This is a genomic window from Rhizobium sp. L1K21, from assembly GCF_024055895.1.
GTDB lineage: Bacteria > Pseudomonadota > Alphaproteobacteria > Rhizobiales > Rhizobiaceae > Ensifer_A.
The window spans coordinates 2,159,032-2,172,852 of record NZ_JAMXLE010000001.1 but is presented as its reverse complement, the minus strand read 5'-3'; the positions used below and the strand labels follow the sequence as shown (position 1 = coordinate 2,172,852).

The 13,821-nt window shown below is 57.2% G+C and carries 8 protein-coding genes and 1 tRNA gene; 6 read left to right on the top strand and 3 right to left on the bottom strand.

Features of this window, described 5'->3' with window-relative positions:
- The first annotated feature begins 76 nt into the window (after positions 1-76).
- A complete protein-coding gene (locus NHF56_RS10445) occupies positions 77-2,263 on the top strand; it encodes a caspase family protein (protein WP_252804057.1) in 2,187 nt (728 codons plus the stop codon).
- A gap of 555 nt (positions 2,264-2,818) precedes the next feature.
- Here the strand turns inward: NHF56_RS10445 and NHF56_RS10440 are convergent.
- On the bottom strand, positions 2,819-4,018 hold the full coding sequence (locus NHF56_RS10440) for a porin (protein WP_252804055.1): 1,200 nt from the start codon (positions 4,016-4,018) through the stop codon (positions 2,819-2,821).
- Between the two features lie 418 nt (positions 4,019-4,436).
- Between NHF56_RS10440 and NHF56_RS10435 the strand changes: the two genes are divergently transcribed.
- The 4 genes from NHF56_RS10435 to NHF56_RS10420 all read left to right on the top strand — a co-directional run bounded on the left by NHF56_RS10435 (position 4,437) and on the right by NHF56_RS10420 (position 9,776).
- A tRNA-Ser gene (locus NHF56_RS10435) sits at positions 4,437-4,527 on the top strand.
- Between the two features lie 542 nt (positions 4,528-5,069).
- Positions 5,070-6,845, top strand: a complete 1,776-nt coding sequence (locus NHF56_RS10430) for an N-acetylglutaminylglutamine amidotransferase (RefSeq protein ID WP_252804954.1) — start codon at positions 5,070-5,072, stop codon at positions 6,843-6,845.
- 10 nt (positions 6,846-6,855) lie between these two features.
- Positions 6,856-8,607, top strand: a complete 1,752-nt coding sequence (ngg, locus tag NHF56_RS10425; RefSeq protein ID WP_252804053.1) for an N-acetylglutaminylglutamine synthetase — start codon at positions 6,856-6,858, stop codon at positions 8,605-8,607.
- Positions 8,604-9,776: an osmoprotectant NAGGN system M42 family peptidase gene (locus NHF56_RS10420; protein ID WP_252804051.1), complete on the top strand. Its 1,173-nt coding sequence runs from the start codon at positions 8,604-8,606 to the stop codon at positions 9,774-9,776. The genes ngg and NHF56_RS10420 overlap by 4 nt, the downstream gene beginning before the upstream one ends.
- Positions 9,777-9,779: 3 nt before the next feature.
- Here NHF56_RS10420 and NHF56_RS10415 read toward each other — a convergent pair whose 3' ends face one another.
- The gene (locus tag NHF56_RS10415) at positions 9,780-10,724 is read right to left on the bottom strand and encodes an acetamidase/formamidase family protein (protein WP_252804049.1); all 945 of its coding nucleotides are present in this window, start codon (positions 10,722-10,724) and stop codon (positions 9,780-9,782) included.
- A 20-nt stretch (positions 10,725-10,744) separates the two neighbouring features.
- Entirely contained in the window at positions 10,745-11,995 is a 1,251-nt protein-coding gene (locus tag NHF56_RS10410) for a Zn-dependent hydrolase (RefSeq protein ID WP_252804047.1), read from the bottom strand.
- A 143-nt stretch (positions 11,996-12,138) separates the two neighbouring features.
- Here NHF56_RS10410 and NHF56_RS10405 point away from each other — a divergent pair, with 143 nt between their 5' ends.
- Positions 12,139-13,695 (top strand): ABC transporter substrate-binding protein, encoded by a 1,557-nt coding sequence (locus NHF56_RS10405; RefSeq protein ID WP_252804045.1) that lies wholly within the window; start codon positions 12,139-12,141, stop codon positions 13,693-13,695.
- The last annotated feature ends 126 nt before the right edge of the window (positions 13,696-13,821 follow it).

The window sequence follows — 13,821 nt, the reverse complement described above, 5'->3', positions numbered from 1 at the left end:
GCATGTTTGGCGCGCGTCATTGAAACCCCGCCGCTCATCCGTAATGATCCTGGTTATGGAAAAGAGGGGAGAAACGATGCGCCGGTTGAGCCGCTCCGTATTGCTGACACTCGCATGCCTGCTCATGCTGGCATTGATGAATGGCGCTGCGTCTGCACAAACGGGCCGCCGCGTGGCACTGCTGATCGGCAACCAGACATATGAGAATGTCTCCAATCTGAGCAATCCGCGCAATGATGCGGAGTTGATGGCCGGTGTGCTGAAAGAGGCCGGCTTTTCAAGCGTCGAGATCGCGTCCGATCTTGATCTGCGCGGCATGCAGAAGGCGCTGCGCGATTTCGAAGACCTGGCAGATGGTGCCGAGGTCGCACTTGTTTATTATTCCGGCCACGGCATGGAAATGAACGGCAGGAATTATCTCATCCCGGTCGATGCGACCCTCAAGTCGGATCGCGATGTCGCCGACGAAACCTTGGTTCTCTCACGTCTGGAGCGCGCATTGAACGGTGCCACCCGTCTGAAGCTGGTGATATTGGATGCCTGCCGCGACAATCCTTTTGCAAATACCATGACCCGTTCTGTCGCCAGCCGCTCGCTCGGAAAGGGTTTGGCCAAGGTGGAGCCGAAAGCTCCCGATATGCTGGTTGCATTTGCATCACGCGCCGGAACCGTCGCGCTTGATGGCTCCAGCGGCAATTCGCCCTTTGCATTGGCCCTGTCGAAGTTTCTCGTCGAACCCGGCCTCGATATCCGCATCGCGCTCGGCAAAGTGCGCGACTATGTGATTGAGCTGACAAACCGTCAGCAGGAGCCCTTTGTTTATGGTTCACTCGGCGGAGCTCAGGTGATCCTCAATATCAACGAGGCCACAATCAACATGGGGAGCGGGGCAGGGGAGAATTCTGCGGCTGCCGATTGGGAAAATATACGCGACCTCGCCGACAAGGAATTGATTGAGGTCTTTCTGGAGCGCCATGGAGCTGACCCGGTCTATCGGCTGCTGGCTGAAAAGAAGCTTGAAATGCTGAATGCACAGGACCAGTCCACTGCCGGCAAGGCCGACGATATCGCCTGGGAGGCCATTCGCGGCTCTTCAGATGCTGCAGCGTTTGTGCGTTTTCTGGAACGTTATCCCGACAGTGCCCACCGGCGTGCTGCCGAGAGTCAGATCATCGCGCTGGTGCCGCGCGCTAGCGCAAATGAAGAATCAATCAGCCCCGCGCGGCGGGACTGTTATCTGCTTGCCGCCGAACCCGGCGCAATCCCGGGCTATCCGGGTGTTGCCTTGAAACGCATTGACGCCGGCCGCGCATTGACGGCCTGTGCCCAGGCCGTCAACGAAGAGCCCGACAATGGCATGTTGATAGACTTTCTGGCACGGGCGCATGAAGCATCGAATAACGCCAAAGAGGCGAGCGAGGCCTATGAGAAGGCAGCCGCAGCCGGCAACACTTATGCGATGACCAATCTTGGCTGGCTCCATTTGGATGCAAACGGTGTCGATGCCGATGGCAATCGTGCCCGCACGCTCTTTGAGCAAGCCGCGAAAGCCGGCAATCCTTTCGCTCAGACATCCTTGGCGTGGGCCTACAGAAACGGCAAAGCCGGCCTCGACAAAGACATGAAACAGGCCCTCAACTGGTACCGCCAGGCTGCGGAACAGGCTTATGGCAAGGCAATGGCTGCACTCGGATTTCTCTACCGCGAAGGCGATGGCGTCGACCAGAACTACGTCACCTCGTTGAATTGGTATCGCAAGGCAGCGGAAGCCGGTGATGTGGACGCCATGACGGCCACCGCCTATGCCCATGAGCAGGGCTTGGGGACTGCGAAAAACATGGAATCAGCACGGCAATGGTATGAAAAAGCTGCTCGTGCCGGCGATGCCTATGCCATGGCGGTGCTCGGCTATCTTTACGATGCAGGCTCCGGCGGCAAACAGGACTATACCGAAGCCCGCTACTGGTATGAAAAGGCGGCTGCGGATGGAAGCAGTTACGCCATGAGCCGACTAGCGCGGATCTACGACAAGGGGCTCGGCATCGCTCCAAATCCAAAGGAGGCAGCCCGCTGGGCACTCAGCGCCATTGAACACGGCGAAAAAGCACAGTTGCAAGCGCTCACCGACGAACCGCAGGAATTCACTCATCAATTTGCGACCGAGGTTCAGAGGCTTCTGGCCGAAAAGGGCGCGTTTAACGGGAAGATGGATGGCGCGCTTGGCCCCGAAACGTTAAAGGCGCTGGAAGAAAGACTGCCCTAGGCGCTTGCCATTGTTTGCGCCGGCGCGCTGATAAAGCAGCGAATTCAAACATCCTGACTTCGCCCGGAAATCAGCACAGATAACTTTGGTTCGCGCAAAACGGTTGCGGCTGTTGGTACCCACGGTTGGGTGCAAGAGAAGGCTCAGCGCTTCGTCGCAGCAGCAATTCCAACAGATGGATGCATTTCTGTCCAACCCAAAAGGCAAAGCATAATTCCTCCTGGCTGCGTTGAAGGCGCTTACGGATAGCTTGCTGATCTGACCGATGGAATAGAAACACCGTGATGCACACACAGCATCGGCAAAAGCCTGGTGCCTGAGGAACCTGAGCACACGCTCCAAAGTTGGCCGAGATTTGAGGTCCTCAATACCGCCGCTAACCACCGCAACGGTTTGAGCTGGCCTTCGTCGCCGCTGCCGTTGGGCATGATTTTGCCCTCGAACAGACAAGATCCCGCAGGACCAGAAGCAACCTGATCCTCGTCCGGCTTTCGAAGGCAAAAAAAATTGGCCCGGCGTGAACCGGGCCAACTCAATCAACAGGTTCTAATCAGATTAGAACGAGCGCTGTACGCGGAGAGCAACAGCGTTGCTGTGTGCGCCGGCGGTACGAGCGTGAGAGTATTCACCGGAGATAGCGAAGCCGCTAGCAACGTTCCAGGTCAGACCAGCGGAAACGCCGTAGTTCTTCGAAGGCTTTTCAGACCAGGTAGCAGTCGTGTAAGCAACAACGTCGTCCGTGACGTTGGCCTTCAAGCTGCCGAGGATGAAGAAGCCGTAGCCAGCCTGGTAGAGGCTGCCGTTCTTGTCGGTGTAAGAAACCTGTACCTTGGCGGTAACCGGGCTGAATTCAGCTTCGAGAGCGCCCTTTACGGTGAAGGCCTTGACAGCAGAGTCGTAAGCTACGCCGAATACTGCAGAAGCAGGACCGAAGGAACCCTTAACAGCGCCGAAAACGCCAGCCTTGTTCGGAACGCCGGTGAAGTCAGCGTTGGCGATGAAGGAAACGCCGCCGAGGTCAGCAGAGTAGCTGACGTACTGGCCGAGGTTGTAGCCGTATGCACCATCATAAATGGTGTTGTAGCCGCCGTAACCGAAGAAACGGTGCCACTGACGGTCATAAAGGCCGAGTTCCAGACCACCGATGCCCATGTAACCCTGGGTACCGCGGGTAGCGTCGGTCATGCGGCCGTTGTTCGTGCTCTGCGGCTCGAAACGGATGCGGGAGTAAACCGTGCCGTACTCGGAGTCGTTCTTGGCGTCGAGCTGGATACGAGCGCGGAACTGGCTTGTGTAGTCCTTAGGACCAAACGTGTATTCGCCATCGTAACGCAGGAAGCCGCTGATGGCCAGGCAGGTTTCGGTGCCGGGGATGTAGAAGTAGCCGTCGCCGTAAGCGTCGCAAACCTTTACGTATTCCATGGGCTCGGGCTCGGCAGCGACGATAGCGTCGGCAGCCTGAGCGCCGGATACTGCTGCGAGAGCTGCAGCGGAGCCGAGAAGAAGGCTCTTAATAGTCATGTGTGACCTCCAGTCAAAGTTATGTTGGGTCTGGGTATTTGCTGATGGCCAGCATTCCCTGCCCATCCCCAGCGTTTCTTTAGAAGGCGTACGTTTCCGCCGCTGCTTCCGAAGCTGAAAATACAAAACGCTTTCCGTCACGCAATCGCCAAACGCATTTCTTGCTGCCAATTTGATGTTCTTACCGATAAGCTGTTGCGCAAAAGTCACGCAGACATCACGCAATCGGTTCATTTATTTACCTTCTGTTAATAAATGCGTTTTTTTCCAGTGGTTTAGCGCGTGCATCGCAACCTTCGACATTTGCCGCGCAAAGACCTCTTCCTTTATTGGAAATGCTGCCTTTACTGGTTCTTTGTCTTCAAAGCTCCCGCCCAAAGCCACGAATCCGTCTCTTCAGTGGCGTCAATTCGAAGGCTGAGCTGTGCCGAACTGACACGGAATCACCGATGGCGGGCTCGCGAGTCGCCCATTTAAGTGTGTGAAGTCGCCGTGCCGGATGGCCTTCTTGAAGGGGCCTGTTTCGCTGGTGGGGAAGGCTGTGACGATTCCATCTCTTGTCCGTCACGCATCAAGGTCGTTGCAATTGCGGATTTCTGGAAAATTGGAGTTGATTAAGCCTCAGCTTTTCTTTATCAGCGCCAAAAGACGCGGAGAGGTGGCCGAGTGGTCGAAGGCGCTCCCCTGCTAAGGGAGTATACCTCAAAAGGGTATCGAGGGTTCGAATCCCTTCCTCTCCGCCATTTCCTTTTGTGCCCATACCGTAGACATAGGTAACAGAGTTTGCCTAAGACACAGGCGACAAATTCAAGCCTATTGGGTTGTCGGATGATTACGGTTTTTTGTCTGCGGCATCGATATTTCCTAGATCATAGTTGATGAGAGAGACGGGCCAGATTTCGGCGTCGATCTCAATGCCGAGGCTGAACTTCCCTTGAAGTCTTCTCACGGTAGGTCTTCGGCGCGGCGGGCGCTTCAATAGGATAACGCTGCGCTCTACGGGGTTGTGCCACAAGGCCGGGCCCCTTTGCGTGCCTTTGAATTCGAACCGGATCCTTCCCCGTCGCACATCCAGATGACGCTGGCTAAAGCATCGTCCGCCGTCTTGCCCAGGGCTGGTTTTGTATATGCTGGCCTTACGCTGCCGGCCCGAAAATTTGAAACGCGGAACTTTTTGCGTTAGTGAGGCATTATGAAGAGGCGCGGCGCTGTCCGCGCCTTTTTTATTTTAGTTTCAACAAGGCAGGGTATGGCATGTCCTGCAGAAGTGGAAGGTGGAGCCAATATGTGTGGAATTGCCGGAGAAATCCGATTTGATGGATCGTTTGCGGATAGCGCAGCTGTTGAAAAAATGACTGCGGCGCTTGCGCCCAGAGGCCCCGATGGAACGGGCATAGTGGCCAGGGGAGCCTTTGCATTCGGACATCGAAGGCTGAAGATCATCGACCTCTCCGAAAATGCCGCACAGCCGATGGCCGACCCAGCGCTCGGGCTGACGATCGTTTTCAATGGCTGCATTTACAACTACCCTGAGTTGCGCAAAGATCTGACCGACGCCGGCTATAGCTTTTTCTCCCATGGCGACACGGAGGTGATTCTCAAGGCGTTCCACCATTGGGGCGAGGCCTGCGTGGAGCGTTTCCATGGCATGTTCGCCTTCGCAATCCATGAGCGCGAAACCGGCGCGGTGACGATTGCCCGCGACCGCTTTGGCATCAAACCCTTCTATTATTCACACAATGGCAAGCGTTTCCGGTTTGCCTCCACCTTGCCTGCCGTCCTCGCCGCTGGTGACACGGATACCGAAATCGACAGGGCGGCGCTGCACAATTATATGAGCTTTCACGCCGTCGTGCCGCCGCCGCGCACGATTCTCAAAGGTGTGCGCAAGCTGCCGCCTGCAACCATCCGCCGCTATGAAGCCGATGGCAGCATGCGTGAGCATGTCTACTGGCAGCCGCCTTATCTGCGCCGCACCGAAGACAAGGACGTCACCCGTGAAGAGTGGCGCGACCGCGTGCTCGATGCGCTGCGCACAGCTGTGCGCCGCCGCATGGTGGCTGATGTGCCGGTCGGCGTCCTCCTGTCCGGCGGGGTTGATTCGAGCGTCATCGTCGGCCTTCTGGCAGAAGAAGGCCAAAAGGATCTGATGACCTTCTCCATCGGTTTTGAAGAGGCCAATGGTGAAAAGGGCGACGAATTCGTCTATTCCGATCTCATTGCCAAGCATTTCGGCACCGATCACCACAAGATCTTCGTCCCCGGCGACCAATTGATGGAAAATCTGCCCGGCACGATCCATGCGCAGTCTGAACCGATGGTCTCCTACGACAATATCGGTTTTTATCTCCTGTCGCGCGAAGTCTCGAAATATATCAAGGTCGTGCAGTCCGGGCAGGGCGCCGATGAGGTGTTTGCCGGCTATCACTGGTATCCGCCGCTGATGAATTCCAATGATGTGGCAACCGATTACGCCAAGGTCTTCTTTGACCGCAGCCATGCAAAGCTCGCGACGCAACTGTCACCGGAATGGATGGCTGACGAAGACGAAAGCTTCAACCTTGTGACAACGCATCTGATGATGCCGAATGCCGAAACGCCGGTTGATCGCGCGCTTCGCCTCGACAGCCAGGTGATGCTGGTCGATGATCCGGTCAAGCGCGTGGACAACATGACCATGGCCTGGGGGCTTGAGGCCCGCGTCCCCTTCCTCGATCATGAACTGGTGGAATTGGCCGCGACCATACCGCCGGAATTCAAGTTGAACGATGGCGGCAAGGGTGTCTTGAAGGATGCCGCGCGCCAGGTCATCCCAAGCGAGGTCATTGACCGCAAGAAGGGCTATTTCCCTGTTCCGCAGCTGAAATATATCGAAGGCCCCTTCCTGGAGATGGTCAAGGACACCTTGACCTCGGAAAAGGCAAAATCGCGTGGTCTGTTTCAGCAAAGCTGGCTGGACCAGCTTTTTGCTGCACCTGCCGATCACATCACGCCACTGCGTGGCTCGGAGCTTTGGCAGGCTGCGCTTCTTGAAATGTGGTTGCAGTCGCACGCAGTTTGAGGGCGGGAAAATGGCGGAACCTAAAACCGAACAGGCAGCCGATATTTCAGGTGAAAGCCCGGCTGCAAAGGAAAACTATTCGCTCGATTGCGGTTGGGGCCGGGTCGTCTTCGGGCAGACCTTTGATAGCCCCGGACAATTGACGGGGGCCTTGCGCGAGGAAAAGCCGGATTGCCGCGACATTGCAATGTATGTGCAGGATCCGCATGTGCTGCTGGCCAGTGCGCCGCAGGAGATATTTCTCGATCCCTCGCACACCTATCGTCTCGACCTGAAAGACTACAAGCCGAACGATCGGGAACCGCAGGGCTTCTTCATCCGCCGTCTGACGTCGCGCGACGATGCGGTGGAAATGAATCGCATTTATGCCTCGCGCGCCATGGTGCAGGTGGCGCCCGAATTCTTCTGGTCGAAGCGTGATGCGCGTGCGCTTGTCTATTTCGTCGCAGAGGATGAACGCACCGGCGAGATCGTTGGAACCGTGACCGGAATTGACCATGAGCGCGCCTTCGGCGATCCACAGAAGGGCTCCTCGCTCTGGTGCCTGGCGGTCGACCCGCAGGCGGCCCATCGTGGCATCGGCGAGATGCTCGTGCGCCGGTTGGCGGAATATTTCGTGGCACGCAATGCCAAGCACATGGACCTTTCTGTTTTACACGACAACCAGTCGGCGATCGCACTCTATGAAAAGCTCGGGTTTCACCGGGTGCCGCTGTTCACGGTCAAGCGCAAGAATGTCTTCAACGAAAAGCTCTTCACCGGCCCTGAAATTCAGGAAAAGATGAACCCCTATGCGGAGATCATCGTCAACGAAGCGCGCCGCCGCGGCATCCAGGTTGATATTCTGGATGCGGCAGGCGGCTTTTTCCGTCTCACTCAAGGCGGTGTGACGGTTCGCTGCCGCGAGGCGCTGTCTGAACATACAACCGCCGTCGCCATGTCCATCTGTGATGACAAGGCAGTCACCCGCCGTGTTGTCGAACGGGCGGGCGTCGTGGTGCCGAAACAAATCGGCGCGAATGCAGAGCCTGAAGAGCTTGAAGCGTTTTTGAAGGAACATCCCCGTGTGGTCGTCAAGCCGGCGCGCGGCGAACAGGGCAGGGGCATATCCATCGGGCTCACCGATGTGGAGGGGCTCAATGCGGCAATCGCCGATGCGCGACAGGTCGCTGATGAGGTGTTGATCGAAGAGATGGTCGAGGGACAGGACCTGCGTCTTGTCGTCATCAATTTCAAGGTCGTTGCAGCCGCCATTCGTCGCCCGCCCGTGGTCGTGGGTGATGGCGAAAGCACGATTGAACAGCTGATCGAGGCCCAAAGCCGCCGCAGAATGGCCGCCACAGGTGGCGAATCGTCCATTCCTGTCGATGCCGAGACCAAACGCACGCTCGAAGCCAAGGGCAAGACCTTGGCCTCCGTGCTGGCCGAAGGTGAGGAACTGACGGTGCGAAAAACGGCCAATCTTCACACCGGCGGCACGATCCACGATGTTACGGAGATCGTTCATCCAACACTCATCCAGGCCGCGATTGATGCCGCCTATGCCATTGATATTCCGGTGGTTGGCATCGATTTCATGGTCAAATCGCCGGTCTCTGAACATTATGCCTTCATCGAAGCGAACGAACGGCCTGGTCTTGCCAATCACGAGCCGCAACCAACCGCCGAACGGTTCATTGATTTGCTCTTTCCTCTTTCAATGCCTGCAACAGCGCGTAGACTGCGCCAAAATCAGGACCATAAGGAACGGGAGGAAACATGACGCGGCTTACAATTGATACGGATTATCTGCAGTCGATTTTGGCTCAGCTTTTGGCCATTCATAGTCCGACAGGTTACACCGATACGATTGTTCGTTTCGTCACGGAAGAATTAAAGCGTCTGGGTCTCGATGCGGAGCTGACCCGGCGCGGTGCCATTCGCGCCGTGCGCCAGGGGTCGCGCCGCAAGGGTGCGCGCGCCATCGTCACCCATCTCGATACACTCGGTGCGCAGGTCAAATATCTGAAATCAAACGGGCGACTTGCCGTCGTGCCGATTGGCAACTGGTCTGCCAGATTTGCAGAAGGTGCGCGCGCAACCATCTTCACCGACCGTGGCTCCTATCGCGGCACCATCCTGCCGCTCAAGGCGTCCGGCCACACCTATAATGACGAAGTGGACACCCTGCCTGTAGGCTGGGAGTTCGTGGAGTTGCGAGTGGACGCGCTGGCCCGTGATGCCGAAGATCTTGAGCGCCTGGATATTGAAATTGGCGATATCGTTGCCATCGATCCGGCCCCCGAATTCATCGACAACGGCTTTATCGTTTCGCGACACCTGGACAACAAGGCCGGCGTCGCAGTGGCGCTTGCAGCCTTGAAGGCCATGCAGGACAATAATATCCGCACGCCGGTCGACATCCATTTCCTCTTCACCATTGCAGAAGAAGTGGGCGTTGGGGCATCTTCGGTGCTGACACCCGAAGTCGCTTCCATGGTCTCCGTTGACAATGGCACCTCGGCACCTGGCCAAAATTCCGCAGAATTCGGCGTCACGGTCGCCATGGCGGACCAGACCGGTCCCTTCGATTATCACCTGACGAAGAAGCTTGTGGAACTCTGTAAGGAAAACGATATCCGCTACCAGAAGGATATTTTCCGTTACTACCGGTCCGATTCGGCAAGCGCTATCGAAGCCGGCGCAGATGTGCGCACAGCATTGATTACCTTCGGCGTGGACGCGTCCCACGGCTATGAACGCATCCACATGCATGCGCTGCGTTCGCTGGCCGAGCTGATCACGGTCTATGTGGCCAGCAAGGTTGAAATATCCAAGGATTACGAGCCGACCACGGAAGGCATTGCGGGCTTCACACGCCAGAAAACCAGCGAGGCGGAGCAGGAGCTGAAGGCGGATGTCAAGAGCCGGGAGCTTGGCTCGCAGTCATAGATTTCAATCAAAGACGACGCGCGGAAAGTAAAAGGAAATAACCCAGTTCGGCGCGTCGACGATTTCGCTGATCCGCAAATCGCCACACACAGACGCCAGCATATAGGCGTCGACGGCAGAGACCCCGTGCTGAGCCGATATGAGGTCCACCATCCCTGAAACCGCATCCCGCGCTGCCGCCATCAGGTCAGGGCCGATGCCGGTTGTCACCTCGTAACCCTTGCTGTCCAGATGGTTGGTGACCGGGCCAGGCGTCGAAAAGCGCGGCATCTTCAGGTTTGCGCCCTTGATGAGGTCAATCGTCATCACCGCATCCATCGGGCTTTCAATCGCCGTTCCGCAGACCTCGCCATCCCCTTGCGCCGCATGGGTGTCGCCGACTGAAAGCAGCGCGCCGGAAACTTCAACGGGCAGATAGAGAACCGAACCGGCGGCGAGATCGCGAATATCCATGTTGCCGCCCACCCGGCGTGGCGGGATGATCGAATGTTTGCCGCGCTCTGCCGGCGCATTGCCGATCGTGCCGGCAAAGGGCTTCAGCGGCACCTGTGCGTGCTGGCCATAAAGCGCTGGTCTCAAGCCCACAGAATCATAGTTCCATATATGCAGTGCAGTGTCGGGAAACTGATCCGCCAGCAGACCGAAGCCCGGAATATTCGCTGTCCAGCCGAACACGGACGGGGCAAAACTTTCAATGGTGATCTTCAGCGCATCACCCGGCTCGGCATCGGCAACATAAATCGGTCCATTCACCGGATTGGCCTTGGCCGGGTCCATCTTCGCGATGTCTTCGACCGTGCTTGTGCGCGTGATCTGACCCGCTGACGCATCCTGACATTTGAACAGAACGGTCGAGCCTGGCGCGACCGTTTCAGCCGGCTCCAGACTGTTGTCCCAGCCGAAATGGTGCTGTGCCGCGTGGATCGTGTAGTTGCAGATGCTGCACATGGCCTGCTCCTGTCTCGATTTTAGTCTGAGGCACCCGCGAGCCGCACAATGGTGTTCAGCATCAATTGAGCGCCCTTTTCGATATCGGCCCAGTCGGTCCATTCCTGCGGCGCGTGGCTGACGCCGTTGCGGCTTGGAACGAAAATCAGGCCGGCAGGGCAGAAAGCCTGCATGGTCTGGGCATCGTGTCCCGCACCCGACGGCATGACCCGGTGCGACAGTCCCAACGCCTCAGCCTCCGCCAGAAAGGCCTCACGGATATTCAGATCAAGCGTCTGCGGCGGCAAAAAACTGCGCGCCTCGATTTTCACCTTCAGGTTGTTATGAGCGGCCGCGCTGGCGATGCTGGTCTCGATTTCCCGCCGCAGGCTTTTCATCACGCTTTCCGATGTGTCGCGGATGATGATGGTAAACTCGGAACTGCCGGCGATCGTATGGGGAAAATTCGGCGAGAGTTCGACTTTTCCAACTGTCACACGCGATTGCTCTGTACCGGCGCGCTCGATAATCCCCGCAATCGAGCTGCCAACCTCGGCAAGGCCAACAAAGGCATCGGCCCGCATGTTCATCGGCGTGGTGCCGGAATGGTTGGCAATGCCCTCAAAGCGCACGCCAAGCACCAGAATGCCGGAAATGCCCTCAACCACGCCGACCGCCAGCTTTTCGCCCTCCAACACGGGGCCTTGCTCGATATGGAGTTCAAGGAAAGCCTTGATACTGCCGGGCTTCCATGCCGCTTCGCCGGCACATGACGGCTCGAAACCTTGGGCGCGCATGGCATCGCTGAGAAGCACCCCATCTGCGTCAGCGGCGCTTTCCAGCCAGCCATCGGCAATCTGCCCGCTGATTGCCTGCGACCCCAGCATGCCGCCGAACCGGCCTTCCTCCTCAGAGGTCGCCGCAACGACCAGCGGCGTTTTTAGATTCATCCCCGCATCGCGGATTGACCGGGCACATTCCAGTGCAACAGCAGCCCCCAGTGCGCCGTCAAATGCGCCGCCCTCAGGCACCGTGTCGAGATGCGATCCCGCCATGATGCAGGGCCCACCTTGAGGCCCCATTCGCCCGAACAGGTTGCCGACCGAATCCATCGACACATCCAGCCCGTCAGCGCGCATCTGATCGCAAAACCATTGCCTGACAGCCATGTCTGCATCGGAAAAACCAACCCGGTTGAACCCGCCCGTTTCTGCATTGAGCCCGAATGTGTTGATCCCGCCGAGCAGCGCCTTCAAACGACCGGAATTGATCTTGGCTTCAGGCTTGGGCATGTGGCGCTCCCTTTTTGGTTAAATCCTATTTTTATGCATAAATTATAAGCAATCAAACGGGTTTGATGAATTTATTATAATAAATACTTGTCACGGCGGAAAATTTGAGGACTAATTGGCCAATGACAAAGAGGGAGAACGCTATGAAAACGCTACTGACCGCAGCGCTTGCTGCGGCGTCGTTGCTATTTGCATCGCCAAGTTTTTCGCAAACACCACCGAATGTGTTGATCGTCGGTCAGATCGCCGAGCCGAAGTCGCTTGACCCGGCAGCAGATACGGCAGTCAACGACTTCCGCATCCTGGTCAATCTCTATGATGGCCTGGTGCGCTACAAGGACGGAACCCTTGAGGTTGAGCCGTCACTGGCCACCAGTTGGACCATTTCGGACGATGGCAAGGTCTACACGTTCAAACTGCGTGAAGGCGTGACATTTCACGACGGCACACCGTTCAATGCCGAAGCGGTGAAATTCAATTTCGACCGGATGCTCAAGGAAGATCATCCCTATCATGACACCGGTCCGTTCCCGCTGGCCTTCTTCTTCTCCACGGTGTCCGAGGTGAAGGTAATCGACGATATGACCGTCGAGTTCGATCTTTCGGCACCCTATGCGCCGTTCCTGTCAAACCTTGCCTATCCAACCGGTCTCCTGATCTCCCCTGAGGCTGTGAAGGAATATGGCAAGGATGTCGGCCGCCATCCAAGCGGCACCGGTGCCTTCAAATTCGTCGAATGGGCATCGAACGAAAAGGTCGTGGTGGAAAAGAACCCCGATTATTGGGATGGCGCGCCGCCGCTTGAGGCCGTCGTCTACCGTCCGATCACCGATGCCAACACGCGCGTGGCTGAAATGCTGGCCGGTGGGCTTGATGTAATGGTGGAAGTGCCGCCGGATAACCTTGCCCAGTTCCGCGACGATGCAAGCTTCAAGGTCTACGAACAGGCCGGTCCGCACCTTTGGTTCCTGATCCTCAATACCAAGGACGGTCCCTTCGCCAACAAGGAAATCCGCCAGGCCGCCAACTATGCGATCAACAAGCAGGCGCTGGTTGAAAACGTTCTTCAAGGCACCGCAGATGTTGCCGCAGGCCCCACACCGCCGGCCTTTGCCTGGGCGCATGACGATTCGCTGGAGCCCTATCCGTATGACCCGGAAAAGGCCAAGGCCATGCTCAAGGAAGCCGGTTATGACGGGTCTGAAGTGACTTTCTATGTCACCGACGGTGGCTCCGGCATGCTGAACCCGACGGCCATGGGGACAGCCATTCAGGCCGACCTTGAAGCCGTTGGCATGAAGGTCAAGATCGAAACCTACGAGTGGAACACGTTCCTCGGCAAGGTGAACCCCGGTCTTGAGGGCAAGGCAGACATGGCCGAAATGGCCTGGATGACCAACGACCCCGACACGCTGCCCTTCCTGGCGCTGCGCAGTGAAGCATTCCCGGATAAGGGCGGCTTCAACTCGGGCTACTATTCCAACCCGAAGGTGGACGAACTTCTGGAAAAGGCCCGCCAGTCGACCGATCAGGCCGAGCGCGCCAAGCTCTACAAGGAAATGCAGCAGATCGTTCATGACGATGCGCCCTGGGTCTTCGTCGCCAACTGGAAGCAGAATGCGGTCACAAGTGCAGCCGTTGAAAACTTCAAGCTGCAACCGTCCTTCTTCCTGATGCTGCAGAAGGTCTCCAAGCCGTAATGGCCAAAAAATCCTCTCCCTCTGAAAGGGGGAGGGGAATGACAAAATAGACCGGCGTCATTCACGGATCCGACAGACCGGAACGTGGTGCAGGACAGCACCACCGGATTGAACAGCGAAACCATA

Excerpts from the sequence above, each read along its gene's own strand:
- NHF56_RS10445 (WP_252804057.1), top strand. The coding sequence starts at position 77 with ATGCGCCGGTTGAGCCGCTCCGTATTGCTGACACTCGCATGCCTGCTC.
- NHF56_RS10440 (WP_252804055.1), bottom strand. The coding sequence starts at position 4,018 with ATGAACCGATTGCGTGATGTCTGCGTGACTTTTGCGCAACAGCTTATC.
- NHF56_RS10430 (WP_252804954.1), top strand. The coding sequence starts at position 5,070 with ATGTGTGGAATTGCCGGAGAAATCCGATTTGATGGATCGTTTGCGGAT.
- ngg (WP_252804053.1), top strand. The coding sequence starts at position 6,856 with ATGGCGGAACCTAAAACCGAACAGGCAGCCGATATTTCAGGTGAAAGC.
- NHF56_RS10420 (WP_252804051.1), top strand. The coding sequence starts at position 8,604 with ATGACGCGGCTTACAATTGATACGGATTATCTGCAGTCGATTTTGGCT.
- NHF56_RS10415 (WP_252804049.1), bottom strand. The coding sequence starts at position 10,724 with ATGTGCAGCATCTGCAACTACACGATCCACGCGGCACAGCACCATTTC.
- NHF56_RS10410 (WP_252804047.1), bottom strand. The coding sequence starts at position 11,995 with ATGCCCAAGCCTGAAGCCAAGATCAATTCCGGTCGTTTGAAGGCGCTG.
- NHF56_RS10405 (WP_252804045.1), top strand. The coding sequence starts at position 12,139 with ATGAAAACGCTACTGACCGCAGCGCTTGCTGCGGCGTCGTTGCTATTT.